Source organism: Bacillus cereus group sp. MYBK14-1, assembly GCF_051916885.1.
Taxonomy (GTDB): Bacteria; Bacillota; Bacilli; order Bacillales; family Bacillaceae_G; genus Bacillus_A; species Bacillus_A cereus.
The window spans coordinates 287,026-303,116 of sequence record NZ_JBQAHM010000005.1; the positions used below are offsets into that span (position 1 = coordinate 287,026).

Genomic DNA, 16,091 nt, shown 5'->3' on the forward strand with positions numbered 1-16,091 from the left:
TCATCGATAAAAAAGCTCTTCACTCAATATTTTCTATATTTAAACACTTAGTTTCACAGTAATAGCCTTTGCCACCAACATAAACTTTTTCTATTTTATTCTTGCTATTGGTTGCTAATTTAACTAATATTTCGGAAGGCGAGTGTAAAGAATAACCTTGTTCAAATACATAGACTTCTTTTTGCAAATAGTGCTGTTCATAAAGATAGCAAGCTAATGCACCGTTTGAAGTTCCAGTCGCTGCTTCTTCATTAATGTCGTATAGTGGAGCAAAATTTCTGCATATAATTCGATTGTCATTAAAAGTATATAAATGCATCCCGACAACATTATAATACTTGCTGATTTCTTTAATTTTTTCAAAATTAGGTTGCAGTGCATGTAATTGTATTTCGCTTTTTATAGGAATTAAAATATCTTTTAAGCCAGTGGAGACAATTTGAATTGGGTATTTATTGTCTATATCTTTACTATCAAAACAGTCGATGAACTCGTTTGGAGATACAACATCATAGAATCTCGGTTTATTTTGTTCCATGAATATGATGTCATCTTTTATAGTGATAGTAAGAACACCGCTGTTCGTTTCAATCGTATAGCGATTCCTGAAAAGTTTATTTAAATACATCAGTATCGCGAAAGAGCCAATTGTGGCATGACCACATAAATCAACTTCTTCTTTTGGAGTAAAATACTCAAATTTATAATCAGCAATTTCAGATTCTGATATAAATGCGGTTTCCGCATAACCCAGTTGTTTGGCTATTTCGATTTTTTGAGTAGTGGTCAATGTATTTGTATTCTCAATAAATACCACTCCTGCTTTATTTCCGCCTTTATGCTCCTTGCTAAATGCACTTGCAACATAAACAGATATTTTCATAAGACATCTTCCTCACTTATAGTAAATTATAGTATAGAAAGCACTACATATAAATTCCATTGGATAAATTATCCCTAAAATAAGAAACAAACTATTTTTAGCATTTGAACTCTCCAAAAATAGTTTGTCTACAGTCTGAAAGCTCTTCATTTGAAGAGCTTTTTTTATATTCGCTTCATCGAAATCGTTTCACGTATACTTTGTAAATTTTTTAGAGTTTCCTCTTGTCGCTGCAACGACAACCCTACATACAAAGTATCTAATAAGCTTAACTGTGCTAATCGTGATGAACTTGCTTCTGTGCGGAATTCAGTCTCACGTGTTGATGTATATAACGTTATATCAGCAAGTTGACTTAATGCTGATTTCTTATAGCTCGTAATCGCAATAATTTTGGCTCCTCTTGCTTTCGCTACTTCTAACGCTTCAAGTAATCCTTTATTGCTACCAGAATGAGAAATACCAATAACAACTGAATTTTCTGAGAGTAAACCTGCTCCCATAATTTGAAAATGCGAATCAGTATGAGCGATACAAGAAATACCCGTTCTCATAAACTTATGATACGCATCCATTGCAATAATACCAGAGCCACCATTTCCATAAAACTCAATTCGACTTGCTTCTTGTAAGGCTCGTACAGCCTGCTCAAGTGCCGTTTCATTAAGCAAATGTAAAGTATCTTGCAGTCCTGTAATATGCGAATGAAAAACTTTTTTAGCAACAGTTACCATACTATCTTCTGCTGATACCTCTTCATGAATATTTTGCATCGGTGTATGTACAATTTCACGAGCTAATGTAATCTTTAAATCTTGAAAACCTTGCAAACCAAGGTTTTTACATAAGCGGAATATCGTAGCTTCGGAACTATTCGTAACTTCAGCTAATTCTGTAATAGATTTATGTACAACATCTTGTGGATGTTTCAAAATATGTTCGGCAATACTTCGCAATTTCGGTGATAAACCATTTAACGAAGCCTGAATCTTTCCAATCCCACTTCTTGTACCAGGCATAGCATATCCTCCCCTTCCATCGTAGCTTTATCCTGTAAAAACCGATTAGTTAAACTAATCATCAGTGGGGATGGTCCCCCACTGATTAGAGTTTCACTTTATTGTACCTAATTATCGAAAGAAGAAAAACCTATATTAGGGATTACTATAAATTTTAATTGCTCCTATGTATTCTGTCATACGATATAACAGAATTATTCATGCTTATGAATAATTCTCTCCATGTTTCACTGCGTATAATGCGGCTTGCGTACGATCATCCACTTCCAATTTAGCTAAAACGTTTGAAACGTGTGTTTTCACAGTTTGTTCTGTAATATGAAGTTCTGCTGCAATCTCCTTGTTGCTTCTTCCTTTCGCAATTTCGCGAAGTACCTCTTGCTCTCTTTTCGTTAACATTGAAAAAGGATTTTCTACTTCCTTCTTTACTGCAGAACGCCCCATTAATGCAGGTGTTACTTTCGGGTGAAAATTCGCATTTCCTTGATGTACTGCAATAATAGAAGCGACAAGTTGCTCAGGTTGTACTTCTTTTAATTGATAACCATCTGCTCCAGCTTCAAGTGCTGGTATAACATAATCTTGCTCTGAAAAACTACTTAATATAAGTACCTTTATTGTCTCATCATATTGCTTTAGACGTTTTGTTGCCTCAATTCCATCCATTTTCGGCATCGATACATCCATTAGTACGACATCTGGTCTTTCTTTTTGCATGAAATGTAATGCCTCTTCGCCATTTTCCGCTTCCCCAATAATTTCAAATTCTTCTCTCGTTTTCAAAAAGAATACAAGTCCTCTTCGAACGATATGATGGTCCTCAACTAGTAGCAGTTTAATCTTCAACCTTATTCTCCCCTTCAAATCGGCAATTGAATTTCTATTTTTGTACCCTTTTTCAGCTCTGTTATAATTTGAAACGACCCCTTCATTAACTGAATACGTTCCTTCATACTTTTCAGGCCAAGTGCTGATTCCCTTACTTGTTCTTGTATAAATCCTATTCCATTGTCTTCTATGTAAAAATGTAACTGGTTATTTTCTATTTTCAAAAGAATATGTACCTTTTCACACGAAGCATGCTTTTTACAATTATGTAGCGCCTCTTGGCTAATACGCCATAAAACTTCTTCTATTTCATCCCCAATTGAAACCATCCCATCAATTCGAACTTCCACTTGAACTCCTAATAACTTCCCGTAATTTTGAATTGCTTCTGCTAATCCTTTCTCCAATCCTTCAGGTCTTAATTGCCAAATTAATAGCGTCATCTCTTGTAATGCTTCTTGTGATAATTCCCCAATATAACTTAACATCTCTTGCAATTCTCTATCTTGCGTCATATTCAGAGTACCTTTCGCTGTTAGCATAATAGAAAATAACAATTGTTTTACTGAATCATGTAAATCACGTGCAAGTCGATTTCTTTCCGCTACCACTACATATTTACGTTCTTTCTCAACTAATTGAATACGTTGTATTGTCGTTCCAATTTGAAATGCAATTGATTCTAATAACGCTAACTCTTCCTCAGAAAAATGAGTCTTATGAGGTGCAGCCACATTTAGTAGACCAAATTTTTCTGATCCAGACCTAAGCGGAATTGTCGCATGATGTGTAACATCTTCTGTCTCTCCCCAATTACATTCAATTGCATCTTCTATTCGCTTACATTCAATAATATTAGTCGCTTTTTCCAATCTCCCATTCACAAAACGTTCTACACACCAACAGTTTCCTTCACACATCGGCTTCTTCTTTTGCCACGTAAGAGCCTCTGGTAAATTTTCGTCTACAAGCATGCTGTGCTTTCCACTTTCATCAATAAAGAATATCCACCCTGTTTGTAAATTCATTACTTGTAACAATGTATGCAACACTTTTTCTAACATATCCTGTAAGTTTGTTGCTTCATTTAATAATTCAGCAATTTCTTTTAATGCTTCTAAACGACGCATCTCTTTTTCTTCAAAGTTCATTCTCATCACCAACTACAATTATAACATTAAGAAATTTCTAAATTCTATAAATAAAAAAAGAACCGAATTCCTTCAGCCCTTTCTTTATATCAATCATTTTATTATTGTTATTCTATCCAATGTTGGAAGCAGAATTTTTGTTAACAAACGATTCTACTTTAGCTGTCCGATAAAGATTGTCCACCATGGATATGCTGTAAACCTTCAGTAGTAACAACCATATTCGCTGCTGGCATTTGCACTTGATTCTTATGGAACATAGACATTAATTCAAATCTTACTTGTCTAGAAGTTTCAAAATAATCTTCTGGCTTTATTAAACCTGTAATACAAAATTCATAGCCAACATATTTCAAGTTAGGATTTAAGTCTGTAACACCGACGTATTTAAATGGTTCAACAGCCTCATCCTCTACTCTATAAAGAGTTTGATTCAATTCTTCATTGCACATAACACATACTTCTTCTAACAATTCCTTCACTCTTGTTGGATCTTCCTGATAACTTACCGTGATGCGTTCAATTACACGCATCCATCCTTTATTAAAATTTTGTATCGTTCTAATCTCTCCGTGCGGGATGGTAAGTAGTTTTCCTGACCATTCACGAATTTGCATAAAACGAATACTAATCTCTTCAATAGTTCCTGAATTTGTTCCGTTAAAAGTTACAAAATCACCAACCCGAAACTCTTTGTCCGCTAATCTTGCAAAGCCTAATATAACATCTTTTAGCATCTGTTGTGCAGCAAAACCGATGACAACTCCAGCTATCCCTGCACCTGCAATAATACTTTTTATATCTACAAATTGGCTAATTAAATATATGATAAGACTGATGATAATGATATATCTAAAAATAGATCGAATTACACTTTGAATCGTCTGCTCTACCTCTTCATCAAAAAAGCTTGATTTCCTAAAAAACCAATCAATAATACGGTTTATTACAAAAGAAATAATGATTAAAACTAAAGCAAATAGTAAAAATCTTAAAAGTAAAAACTCTCTTACATAATTAAAAAATTCTTCAGTATACGTTAATAAGCTCATTTAACCACTTCCTTACTAATTAAAAAATTCATAATCGCCTAGAAAAATCTATTATCCTAATCTAAAATGCCACTATCCTTACTATGTATTTTGATTCTATTACTAATTCACCTTAAACAGTATGTCTAGGTGTTCTTTTTCCTTTCCCTTTAAATATACCCTTTTTAATAACCTAAGGGGGAGCAAATCGTGAAATTTTTTTATACGTTAAAACTTTATTCATCTCATTACGATTTCAACTCATTTATTCATTAACTACGTAAAAAAAGAGCTGAATTTATCAGCTCTTTTATTCGATATTAATTGTTGTCTTACTACTTTTTTCTTCTTTCAATTTTGGCAATTCAATTGTCAATACGCCATCTTTATAATTTGCTTTAACATTTTCTTCCTCAACTTGTTTAAAATTAAAGCGTCGAGTTACAGAACCTATAGAACGTTCTTTACGAATATATGTGCCATTCTCGTCTTTTTCTTCTACTTCATTATGATTCGTTGCTTGGATCGTTAATATATCTTGTTCAAAATCAACTTGAATGTTTTCTTTTTGAAAACCTGGTAAATCTGCTTTCACAGTATATTTACCAGATTGCTCATGAACATCTACTTTAAAAGTATCCATGTTCAGTGGCTTAAAGAAAGCATCTGTCATCCCTTCTAATAAAGAAGGCCCAAAATCAAAAATGCCATTTTGACGTTTTGTTATCTCTGGAAATAAATTACGCATATTTTTTCCTCCTTATTATTTATGAATGAAAGATTATCTCTTTCTGCCTTTATTATAACATTTGGTCAAAAAAGGTCAAAGTTTTTGTTTGACCTTTTTTGATGTATATTTTACCAAATAAAACAAATAAGTTATATGTCATCTCTCCCCTTATAAAGAGGAATATACTTACATAATAACGAATAAGTTTATTTGCTCTTGTTTTTTCTTACAGAGGTTACATACAATGGGATATATTGAAGAACTTAGAAAAGTTGTCGGATCAAGACCACTCAATCTAACAGGAGTTGCTGTAGCTGTTTTCAATGAACATGGACAAATAAAAGAGACCTTTTTTAAAGGCCTCTTTTTTCACTTCACTTCTGCATGTAAGCATGACTTAAAATGTCCAAGTGCATATTCATGCCCTTGTGCATTAAAAGATGCAACCGCCTTTTCATAAACAACAATTTTAAACCCTTTATTATAAGCATCTACTGCTGTATGAAGAACACAAATATCAGTACAAACACCTACAAGATGAACTTCTTCTATTCCTCTTTCTCTTAGCTTCATCTCTAAATCCGTTCCAGCAAACGCACTGTATCGCGTTTTGTCCATATAATATACATTCTCTGCATTTTTATATGTTTCGTACACATCTTGTAATTCACCAAACAAATCTCTTCCACTTGTACCAGCTATATTATGAGGTGGGAATAACTTTGATTCTGGATGATATACATCATTTTCTTCATGTTTATCAATAGCAAAGACAACGTAATCTCCATTTTCAATATATTGCTTCGTTATATGTACAATTTCCTTCTCAATTTCCTGTCCTGGTTTCCCGCAAGTTAAAGCGCCTTTCTCAGCTACAAAATCATATGTATAATCAATATTTATAAGAGCTCGTTTCATTACTATCTCTCCTTCTCCTGTTTCACAGTAAACAATAGAAAATTTGTTATTACGACATCGTATGTACTATTCGACATTTCAAATGAAATACCTACATTTTTCTTGCAAAACTCACCTTAATCCGAGTTTATCATAAAGTGAAACTTTAATCATTGGAGAGTTTGTTCATCTCCAATGATTATCAGCCCTCATCAATCGTGCATTTACAGGCAGTTGATCTCCCACCTAATCTCCTCACCTATACCGAGTTTTAAGGTAAGGTCTTACTGCCCGTTAGTGCGGGATATAATAGATAAACAATGGTAAAACAAATAGCTCCTATTAATAAGTCATGAATTTGATAATTGAGCGTAGCTTGAATCATCTCTTGTATCGTAAACCAAAATACTGCCATCATCATACTAATCAAGACGATACGAATACACCGATTCACATCTTCAACCTCTTTCTCTGTCATAGTAGTAACAAGTGATTACTTCCTATTTAATCGTATTAGAAAATGAAATAAGTTATTCACTCTTGCACACTCTAGTCCAAACAAAAAAGCACACTACTTTTTGAGTAATGTACTTTTTATTCTTATTAAGACGCAGGTTTTGTCTCAAATGTTGCTTGATTAAAACTAATAACCTTTCCTTTCGGGTCATTGTTTTCATACTGAACTGCAGTAATTGTATGACTACCTGTTTCCAGCGTTTTTTCTTTTAACTGCACTGTTGTCTGCGTTGTACTAGTTACTTGATGTTTATCTGTATACATTTGATCTACAAATACGAATGTTTCTTTATCACTTTGAAAATTAGAAAGTTCTAATTCAACTTGCTGAATTAACGTATCCTTTTTGATGAATACAGTCGGTATATTGCCGTTTTCAGAAGTACCATCTGGAGTAATAACTTTTACTTTCCCTTCTCCAATTGACATTGCTCCTTCAGGAAATACAACCATATTCTCATCACTTGCGTTTACAACTTGTTCTTCCTGTTTTGATTGCGCGTCCTCTTTTTCCTGTGGAGCACCGCAACCAACTAATAACAATACAGACAATCCAGTGATTATGAATTTTTTCAAAATTCATCCCCCCTGTAACTTCATTATAATTTATTATACAAAAATAACTTTTAAATTTTGAGACTACTTTCAACACTTTCATGAACAAATAGAATCTTGCTCACGATTAATGTATCATACTTTCCTTAATAGAACATTAATTTTTTTTATGAAATAAATAGTAATTTCCTCTTATCTATCATTTTAGCCCAACATATGAATTACATACCCTCAAAAATAAAAAGACATTGTTAGTTCAATGTCTTTTCTATACAGCAATTAAAAAACAAACGTTGTAATCTCATCTACTTCTTTTCTTGGAAGTTTCTTCGGTTTATCTTTCGGAAATCCGAGTGAAATAACCATATTTATTTGTTTTTCAGGCTCAATTTGTAAATATTGGCGCAGTTCATCTTGAGCTAGCAATACTGGCCCTGTCATTGGACAAGTACCAAGTCCCTTTGCATGTGCAGCTAACATTAAGTTTTGTGCCGCTAAACAGCTACTCTTCATGCCTTCTTCTTCCCAAACTGAATTTGGAACAAAAGCAATTGGATCAAATATCTTTTCACGGAACTTTGATTCATATGGTGTTGCCAAACATACGATTAATACTGGTGCCTCCGAGAAAGCTGTTGCATATGGTCCGAAAGAACGTGTAAGTAATTTCCCTGCTTTCTCTTCTCCATTTTCTGCTGCTTTTTCCGCAAGTTTATGTAATGCATCCCATGTCATTTGTTCAATTTCTTTAATCTTCTCTCGATTCATGATAACTAAGAATTCCCACGTTTGTGAATTCGTATCACTTGGTGCGTAACGAGCACAATCAATTATTTCTTTTATATCATTAGTAGATACTTCTTGATCTGTAAACTTTCTAACACTTCGTCTTCCGTGAATTACTTCTTTAAAATCTTCATAATTCATATATTAAATCCCCTTTTTACAGCGTTTTCAAAACTTATCCTATGCTTGAATTATATCATGAAAAAAAGCCGGAAGAATACCAGCTTTTTTCTTCATGATTAATTTGTCACTTTAAACAAACGAATACTCTCTTCGTATGCAGCTTGTAGTTTTTTCGTAATTGGTCCTCTTTCACCAGCCCCGAACTGTTCATCACCAATTTGAACGACTGGGAATATTTCAAGTGGCGTCGCTGTAAAGAAGCACTCCTCAGCGTCATATACTTCTTGTAATGAAAACTCTCGTTCCTCTACATCGATATGTAACTCTTTCGCTAATGTAATTACATAGTGACGTGTAATACCATGTAAAATGAAATGATCCGCTGGATGTGTAATCAACTTATTATTCTTCACGATAAAGAAATTGGAATGACACCCTTCAGTCACAATACCATCTCGTACTAATATTGCTTCTTGATACCCTTGTTCATTTATTTTGTTTTTGATCATGATATTAGGAAGCAAATTTAAAGATTTTATATGGCAAAACTTCCACCTGATGTCCTCTTCTACTGTCACCTTAATCCCTGCCTCCATTGAAGCAACTGGTCTTGGGAACGAAACAAGATTTGCAAAATATGTCGGTTGTAAATCTGATTCATATACATGATTGCGCGGTTGTGCACCTCTTGATATTTGTAAATATACATTCCCATCTTCTTGAAATTGATTTTTTTCAATCATTTGATATAACTCTTCTACTAATTCTTCCTTCGTAAATGGTGGAATTAGTTTTATTTCTGCCATAGAGTTAAAGAATCGTTCCAAATGTAAATCTAATAAATGAGGCTTGCCATCGTATAGTCTAAATACTTCATAAATCCCATCACCAAATTGGAAGCCTCTCTCTTCTAATGCTACCATCGGCTGTTCTTCTTTCGTATTAATCATTCTCCCATTAAACAAGATCCAATCTTTATGAGTAGCTTTCATTCTTCCCCACTCCTTTATCACATGATTGATTTTATTGTACAACTTATGACACCCTGAAAGAAGGAATTTTCTGTATTTTCACAAACTAAAAATACATCACTTCGTAAAAGTGATGTATTTTATCATTTATTTAAGGAAATATTTTTCAATATCATCTAACATAAGGTTCGCAGCTTTAATACCGCCTGCTGTATTCCAGATTACCTCATCCACTTGGAATACTTTATTATTTTTAGAAGCCTGTAGTTGCTTAAAGAGTGGATCTTCTGTCCATTCCTTCGCTAACGAATTTCCTTCATTATTCTTATCTGCATCTTTATCAGACGTGAAATAGAATAAGTAGTCTCCGTCCATATTTGGAATCTGCTCTTTTGTAATTCCTTTTATCGCAAAATCATCTTTATCTTGTAATGGTGGTCGTTTAAATCCAATATCATTTAAAACAACGCCCGAGAATGAGTTTTTTTGATAAATACGAACATCACCTGGCACGAAACGAATAATAGAAACTTTAGAATTCAATTTATCGCCTAACTTCTCTTTCATTCCTTCAATGCGTTTTTTATAATCATCAAGAGCTTTTTGCCCTTCTTTTTCTTTATTTACAGCTTTTGTATAAAGTGTAAAGTTTTCTTTCCAATCACCGCGTAATGTTTCTGCATAAACAGTTGGTGCGATTTCTTTTAGCTGATCATATATTTTTTCATGACGCATTTTATTTCCGATAATTAAATCTGGCTTAAGCTTCATTACAGCCTCTAAATTAATATCACGTTCAGTTCCTACAACTTCCGTGTTTTTTAACTCTTTCGCTAAATGAGGATACCATTCATCACCAGCACGTGGTTTCGTAGTCCCCACTGGCGTTACGCCCACAGCTAGGAGAGCCTCTGCGCCTTCATTTGTTAAAACAACAACTTTTTTAGGTGTACCATTTACTGTCATTTCACCCATTGCATGCTTTACCGTATATGAATCTTTTGCTTTCGCTGATATATTATTTTCTTTTTTCTCTTCTTTACTACATCCTGCAATTACAACCATGAGTATCATAATGCAGAACATAATTAGTTTTTTAGTATGTATCATATGTCCTCCCTAGATGAAATCGATTATCATTAACATTTAAAGATTAATGTATCTTACATACATTGTCAATGTATATCAGAAAACTTTTTTAATATATACTATTTAGATTCTATCCGCTTTTCTAATGTTTCTTTTTAAAACATAGTGCATAAGTATGAAAAAAATGTTGTTATTAAAATGCGTATCCTTGTTATACATAACAAGGATACGCATCCATATTGCACTATCATTTTAATTCCTAATATTGAGTATACTTAATATACGCTGGGTCATTATATACCCACTGATTTCCACCAAGGTTTAACCAACCATTTTCATTTATATATACTAAATAAGATTCTGGAGAATTTAATTGGCGGATAACTGCAGATGTAGTTGATGGACCACTTCTTAAATTTACATTCAGCCCTTGTATATATGCAACCCCAATCGGGCTTCCATCACTATTGCTTGTCTTTACAAAATTAATGTAAGAAGAATCATTATACACCCATTGTCCATTCCCCAAATCTAGCCATCCGTTACTTTCTTGATATACAACGTAAGATTCTGGAGAATTTAATTGACGAATAACTGAGGAAGAAGTTGATGGACCATTTCTTAAATTTACATTTTTCCCAAGAACATAAGCGATTCCCTTCGTTTGAGGTACCGGTTGTGGGTTAGGAGGTTGTGGATTTGGAGCTACTCCAAAAATAGCTGCTATTCCATTTGCATACGCTTGACTTAGATCTTCAATAAATTGTGGATTTTTTAATAAATTTGCATCAAAAGCTGTATCAATAAAAGCAGTCTCAGTTAAAATTGCATCCATTGCGGTTTCTCTTAATACCGCATAATTTTCTTTTTTTGCTCCTCGATCACGAAGACCATATTTTGTTAATACAGGATTGACAGCTGTATGCATTTTTTGTTGCTTTGCATATGCAGTGCTGCTATTGGATAACGCATTATAAATATAACTTTCAAAACCTGTACCCCCGCCGCTATTAATATGAAATGAAATAAAATAATCCGCACTGAAAGCATTAGCAATATTAGCACGTTCAGATAAAGAAATAAACACATCACTATCACGTGTCATTTTAATTGTAATTGGGTAATTTACCGTTAAAATGTCTCGAACGCGTCTAGCAATTTGAAGTGTTAAGTTTTTTTCTACTAAACCATTACCAACAGCACCAGAATCATATCCACCGTGCCCTGCGTCTATAACAAGTTTCATTTTATTGCCCCGCCCCTTTCTTGTAATATGTTTGCATTTCTACTCGTCCTATTTTATGTGAAATGTACAAGTTCTGTTACAATTGCAAATAAAAAAACCGCCTTATGTAAGGCGGTTTCTATCATCTTGCTTTAACCAATTTAAAATAAATATATACGATTGATAGTGAACATAACGTATGCAAAATAAAATAAATAAAAGTGCTATTCCAACACCACTATAAAGTAAACCGAACTTTAAAAAAACATTTACAAGTGGTGGAAAGTTTATTAGATTTTGTAATGTACTAAGCATGCAAAACATAATGAAAAAGACAGGGACGTATTGTAATTCATACGGCTTTTTTTTCTTAATCATTCTTTTCCGAATGATTATATGACATAATTCTGCTACTATAAAGCACCCTCCAATTAATACAAGACCAGAAGTCATCGTCATACATCCACCTGCCTTATATTTATTGTATCGCATAAATAATCATCGTTATATTTTCTTTACATACTCTTCATCTTCTGAAGTAAAACCAAAACTCTCTATGAAAGACTTCGCCTTTTCTGTTAATTTCTCTTGTAGCACTTTTATTTCTTTCACATTTCTTTGTTTCATCATTTCTTCAAATGTAAAATACGTATTTGTACCATAACCGTAACCTTGGTAGTCAAAATGAATAATTAGCTGTGATAAAACAGCCCGTTCCTCTTGTACACTATAATCTATTACACCAATATATGTATCATCAACTTTCACACAGTACTGTACCTTTTTCTCACCTAAACTATGCGATTTAAACATTTCTTTAACAACGCTTTCATTTTCTACAGTAACTTTCTCAAACGTAATCATATGTTGTCCATCCTTTTACTATTATTGTATCAATAATACTTCCTATTTATGAAAAAAACCTTAAGACCGTATGCGATCTTAAGGTTTTTCTAATTAAACTAAGCTATACGCACGTTTTGTTTCTTCATGGAACTTATTCGTATCGTATTTATGCTCAACATAAATTTGGTGCCATACCATAAACGCAAGTACAGTCCAAATTTTACGGCTATAATCGCCTTTATCTGCACAATGTGCTTCCAGTAAGTTTAATACATACTGTTTGTCGATTAAATGCTCTGTCTTACTTTCGTTTATAATATTTATAGCCCAATCATGCATTTCGTCTTTTAACCAGTGACGAATTGGTACTGGGAATCCAAGTTTTTTACGATCTAATACGTGATCTGGAACGATTCCGCGTGCTGCTTCACGTAAAATAGCTTTCGTAGTTCCGTTAGCAATCTTAAATTCAGTTGGAATTTTAGATGCAACATCGAATACTTCTTTATCTAAGAACGGTACACGAAGTTCTAATGAGTTTGCCATTGTCATTTTATCAGCTTTTAATAAAATGTCACCGCGTAACCATGTGAACATGTCAATATACTGCATTTTACTTACATCATCATAATCTTTAATCTCGTTATACAATGGTTTCGTGATATCCATATAGTTAACACTTTCATTGTAATACTTCATTAATTCAGCTTTCTCTTCTTCACGGAAGATTTTAGCATTTCCATAGTAACGCTCTTCAATTGGTGTACATCCACGCTCTAGGAAGCTCTTACCTTTAAATCCTTCTTTAAGAGCACCACTTAATGCTTTTAGAACGTTCTTACCTGGACTAGGAATGTAAGAGAACATTTTTAGTGAGTTTGGCTCACGGTAAATGTTATAACCACCAAATAGCTCGTCTGCGCCTTCACCAGAAAGAACAACTGTTACATGTTTACGTGCTTCTTTCGCAACGAAGTACAATGGTACAGCTGCTGGATCAGCTAAAGGATCATCCATATGCCAAATGATTTTTGGGAACTCATCCATAAATTCTTTCGCTGAAATGAATACGTTATGGTTTTTAACGCCTAATTTCTCAGCAGTTTCTTTCGCAACATCAACTTCACTGAAACCACGTTGCTCAAAACCAACAGAGAATGTTAAAAGATTTGGATTCATTTCTCTTGCGATAGAAGCGATGATAGATGAATCGATACCACCAGATAAGAATGAACCTACTGGTACATCACTACGCATATGCACTTTTACTGAATCATATAACACATCACGAATTGCTTGGATATGTTCCTCTTTCGTTGCACTTGAAGCGTTGAAATAAGGTTTCCAGTAGCGATGGATTTCCATCTCTTTACCGATTTCTTTTACGAAATAATGACCAGGCTCGATTTTATTAACATCAATTGTTAAAGTTTCTGGCTCTGGACCATATTGGTACGTAAAGTAATGTTGTAGTGACGTTGGATTAACGCCTTTATCTTCCATCACATGCATAATACTTTTCTTCTCAGATGCGAAGAATGTAGTATCACCTTGTTGTGCGATGTATAAAGGTTTAATACCGAAGTGATCACGTGCACCGAAAAGTTTCTTTTCTTCACGATCCCAAATCATAAATGCAAACATACCACGAAGGTAATCTACACATTTTTCTTTCATATGTGCATACAATGCAATGATAACTTCTGTATCAGATTGCGTTGCAAACGTTGCACCTTTTTCAAGTAACATTTCACGTAATTCTACATAGTTGTAAATTTCACCATTAAAAATAATTACATATCGATCATTTTCATAAGTTAGCGGCTGATGTCCTGCCTCTAAGTCAATGATGCTTAAACGGCGGAAGCCAAATTGTACATGTTCATCACGAAAATATCCTTCGTCATCTGGACCACGGTGGAAAATCATCGTGTTCATATTTTCAAATTGATGTTTTTCTGTTTCTGAAAACTCTCTAGGGTTTTCACATAAACATCCTACAAAACCACACATACTTCTTACCCTCTTTCAGTTTTCATTCTGTCTCTATACTACTATATCAACCCTATTTATACTAGCATAATCAACTGAATATGGCGACCAAAAACTATAAAAAAATCACTCCATTTCACATTTTTAACAATTTTTTATGAAAACATGAAAACTAGGCACTCACCTTTCTCCGCTTTTGTCATATGATATTGCAAATTGATTTCTAGGAGGGAATACCATGAGTGAAGAAAAAAAAGATTCTTCTCGCCCACCGGTTCGTAATTACTTAAAGCAAATTGATGATTTCTTCGAGCAAACACCTCTTCGCAATGTAATCGCTGATTTAAATCATTTTTTCCAAAAAGGAAACCGTTTATTAACATTCCCTGTAGATTTATATGAAGTTGGTGAAGAACTCGTTGTTACAGCTGAACTACCAGGTATACAAAAAGAACAAATCCAAATTGAAATACAAAGTGAATACTTAAAAGTCTCTGTAAAAGAAGAGATACTTGAAGAGGAAGAAGAACAAACATCCCATAACTATTATCGCCGAGAACGTTCCATTTCAGAAGCATCAAGATTGATTAAATTGCCGTATTCAATTAATAAAAAAGCGGCAAAAGCTTCTTATCAAAACGGCGTATTAGAAATTCGGGCGCCGAAACTTCCCCAGCAACATGACATTTTATCGATAGACTAATGCAAAAAAATAAGGGTGCTATGCACCCTTATTTTCAACCCACTAATCGCTTCATATCACGTATAATGTCTTCGTATGGCGTATTACTAATGCCACTATACTTTTTCATTACTTTTCCGTTTTGATCAATTAAATAAAATGATGTACCATGCATGACCTGACCGTTCTCCGGCTTATCTACAAGTGATTGGAAATTATCTTTTGAAAACTTTGTAATATCTTCTAACGAATACCCCGTTAATAAATTCCAGTTACTAGTATCCTCTGTAAACTTTTGAATAAAAGCTTTCAGATTTTCTGGCTTATCAAGGTCTGGATCTACACTAAATGAAACAAACTGAACGTCTAATTTCTCTTCTTTTACCATCTTTTGAAGCTTGGCCATATTTGCAGTCATTGGTGGACAAACTGTCTGACAATTTGTGAACATAAAATCTGCAACCCAAACTTTCCCTTTTAAATCTTTTGTACCAAATTTCTTTCCATCTTGATTTGTAAATTGGAAGGTTTCTAAATCCCAATTTAATGGTTTACGAAGCTTTGAACCTGATTCACTACATCCAGCAAGTACAAAGAGACAAAATACAACCATAAGACCAATTATTTTTTGATAACGCTTCATTTATAAACCTCTTTTCTCTATCCTAAATTTAAATAGGTTATGTTTATAATAACAAAAGTTAACACTACGAGAAAATTGTTTACTACATTTGTTCACGAAATCGTACGAATTTACGTATGTTACT

General features: G+C 33.7%; 18 protein-coding genes and 1 pseudogene. 2 read left to right on the forward strand and 17 right to left on the reverse strand.

Going from position 1 to position 16,091, the window contains the following annotated elements; genetic code table 11:
* Nucleotides 1-19 precede the first annotated feature (19 nt).
* From ACTFR3_RS16335 to ACTFR3_RS16360, 6 genes are all read right to left on the reverse strand, one after another.
* Nucleotides 20-883, reverse strand: a complete 864-nt coding sequence (locus ACTFR3_RS16335) for a PhzF family phenazine biosynthesis protein (protein WP_000704350.1) — start codon at nucleotides 881-883, stop codon at nucleotides 20-22.
* Between the two features lie 164 nt (nucleotides 884-1,047).
* Nucleotides 1,048-1,902, reverse strand: coding sequence for a MurR/RpiR family transcriptional regulator (locus tag ACTFR3_RS16340; RefSeq protein ID WP_001119646.1), 855 nt, complete (start codon nucleotides 1,900-1,902; stop codon nucleotides 1,048-1,050).
* Nucleotides 1,903-2,106: 204 nt separating this feature from the next.
* Nucleotides 2,107-2,748, reverse strand: coding sequence for a two-component system response regulator CasR (gene casR / locus ACTFR3_RS16345; RefSeq protein WP_000694623.1), 642 nt, complete (start codon nucleotides 2,746-2,748; stop codon nucleotides 2,107-2,109).
* 14 nt (nucleotides 2,749-2,762) lie between these two features.
* Nucleotides 2,763-3,860, reverse strand: coding sequence for a two-component system sensor histidine kinase CasK (casK, locus tag ACTFR3_RS16350; protein WP_170879395.1), 1,098 nt, complete (start codon nucleotides 3,858-3,860; stop codon nucleotides 2,763-2,765).
* Between the two features lie 179 nt (nucleotides 3,861-4,039).
* A complete protein-coding gene (locus ACTFR3_RS16355) occupies nucleotides 4,040-4,933 on the reverse strand; it encodes a mechanosensitive ion channel family protein (RefSeq protein WP_098582987.1) in 894 nt (297 codons plus the stop codon).
* 289 nt (nucleotides 4,934-5,222) lie between these two features.
* Complete coding sequence (locus ACTFR3_RS16360; RefSeq protein WP_016122429.1) at nucleotides 5,223-5,660, reverse strand: Hsp20/alpha crystallin family protein; 438 nt, start codon at nucleotides 5,658-5,660, stop codon at nucleotides 5,223-5,225.
* A 226-nt stretch (nucleotides 5,661-5,886) separates the two neighbouring features.
* On the opposite strand from ACTFR3_RS16360, the pseudogene ACTFR3_RS16365 reads away from it, so the two are divergent.
* Nucleotides 5,887-5,982 (forward strand): annotated as a pseudogene (locus ACTFR3_RS16365) (DNA mismatch repair protein MutT); the annotation flags it as partial.
* A 29-nt stretch (nucleotides 5,983-6,011) separates the two neighbouring features.
* Here ACTFR3_RS16365 and ACTFR3_RS16370 read toward each other — a convergent pair.
* From ACTFR3_RS16370 to asnB, 10 genes are all read right to left on the reverse strand, one after another.
* Nucleotides 6,012-6,560, reverse strand: coding sequence for a cysteine hydrolase family protein (locus ACTFR3_RS16370; RefSeq protein WP_000816763.1), 549 nt, complete (start codon nucleotides 6,558-6,560; stop codon nucleotides 6,012-6,014).
* A gap of 250 nt (nucleotides 6,561-6,810) precedes the next feature.
* Nucleotides 6,811-7,017, reverse strand: coding sequence for a hypothetical protein (locus ACTFR3_RS16375; RefSeq protein WP_255854291.1), 207 nt, complete (start codon nucleotides 7,015-7,017; stop codon nucleotides 6,811-6,813).
* A gap of 125 nt (nucleotides 7,018-7,142) precedes the next feature.
* The gene (locus tag ACTFR3_RS16380) at nucleotides 7,143-7,631 is read right to left on the reverse strand and encodes a hypothetical protein (protein ID WP_000713496.1); all 489 of its coding nucleotides are present in this window, start codon (nucleotides 7,629-7,631) and stop codon (nucleotides 7,143-7,145) included.
* A 258-nt stretch (nucleotides 7,632-7,889) separates the two neighbouring features.
* On the reverse strand, nucleotides 7,890-8,537 hold the full coding sequence (locus ACTFR3_RS16385) for a nitroreductase family protein (RefSeq protein WP_025687397.1): 648 nt from the start codon (nucleotides 8,535-8,537) through the stop codon (nucleotides 7,890-7,892).
* A 98-nt stretch (nucleotides 8,538-8,635) separates the two neighbouring features.
* Complete coding sequence (gene dat / locus ACTFR3_RS16390) at nucleotides 8,636-9,511, reverse strand: D-amino-acid transaminase (RefSeq protein WP_000648383.1); 876 nt, start codon at nucleotides 9,509-9,511, stop codon at nucleotides 8,636-8,638.
* Between the two features lie 126 nt (nucleotides 9,512-9,637).
* Nucleotides 9,638-10,600: an ABC transporter substrate-binding protein gene (locus ACTFR3_RS16395; RefSeq protein ID WP_440044590.1), complete on the reverse strand. Its 963-nt coding sequence runs from the start codon at nucleotides 10,598-10,600 to the stop codon at nucleotides 9,638-9,640.
* A gap of 238 nt (nucleotides 10,601-10,838) precedes the next feature.
* Entirely contained in the window at nucleotides 10,839-11,825 is a 987-nt protein-coding gene (locus ACTFR3_RS16400; RefSeq protein ID WP_226368539.1) for an N-acetylmuramoyl-L-alanine amidase, read from the reverse strand.
* 102 nt (nucleotides 11,826-11,927) lie between these two features.
* The gene (locus ACTFR3_RS16405) at nucleotides 11,928-12,257 is read right to left on the reverse strand and encodes a hypothetical protein (RefSeq protein WP_000200455.1); all 330 of its coding nucleotides are present in this window, start codon (nucleotides 12,255-12,257) and stop codon (nucleotides 11,928-11,930) included.
* A 51-nt stretch (nucleotides 12,258-12,308) separates the two neighbouring features.
* Entirely contained in the window at nucleotides 12,309-12,668 is a 360-nt protein-coding gene (locus tag ACTFR3_RS16410) for a GNAT family N-acetyltransferase (RefSeq protein ID WP_000627523.1), read from the reverse strand.
* A gap of 93 nt (nucleotides 12,669-12,761) precedes the next feature.
* Nucleotides 12,762-14,663 (reverse strand): asparagine synthase (glutamine-hydrolyzing), encoded by a 1,902-nt coding sequence (gene asnB / locus ACTFR3_RS16415; RefSeq protein ID WP_440044591.1) that lies wholly within the window; start codon nucleotides 14,661-14,663, stop codon nucleotides 12,762-12,764.
* A 217-nt stretch (nucleotides 14,664-14,880) separates the two neighbouring features.
* On the opposite strand from asnB, the gene ACTFR3_RS16420 reads away from it, so the two are divergent.
* Nucleotides 14,881-15,345 carry an Hsp20/alpha crystallin family protein gene (locus ACTFR3_RS16420; RefSeq protein WP_001288085.1) on the forward strand — a complete coding sequence of 155 codons (465 nt, stop codon included), beginning with the start codon at nucleotides 14,881-14,883 and terminating at the stop codon, nucleotides 15,343-15,345.
* A gap of 34 nt (nucleotides 15,346-15,379) precedes the next feature.
* Here the strand turns inward: ACTFR3_RS16420 and ACTFR3_RS16425 are convergent, their stop codons facing one another.
* A complete protein-coding gene (locus ACTFR3_RS16425; protein WP_440044592.1) occupies nucleotides 15,380-15,967 on the reverse strand; it encodes an SCO family protein in 588 nt (195 codons plus the stop codon).
* Nucleotides 15,968-16,091: the final 124 nt, after the last annotated feature.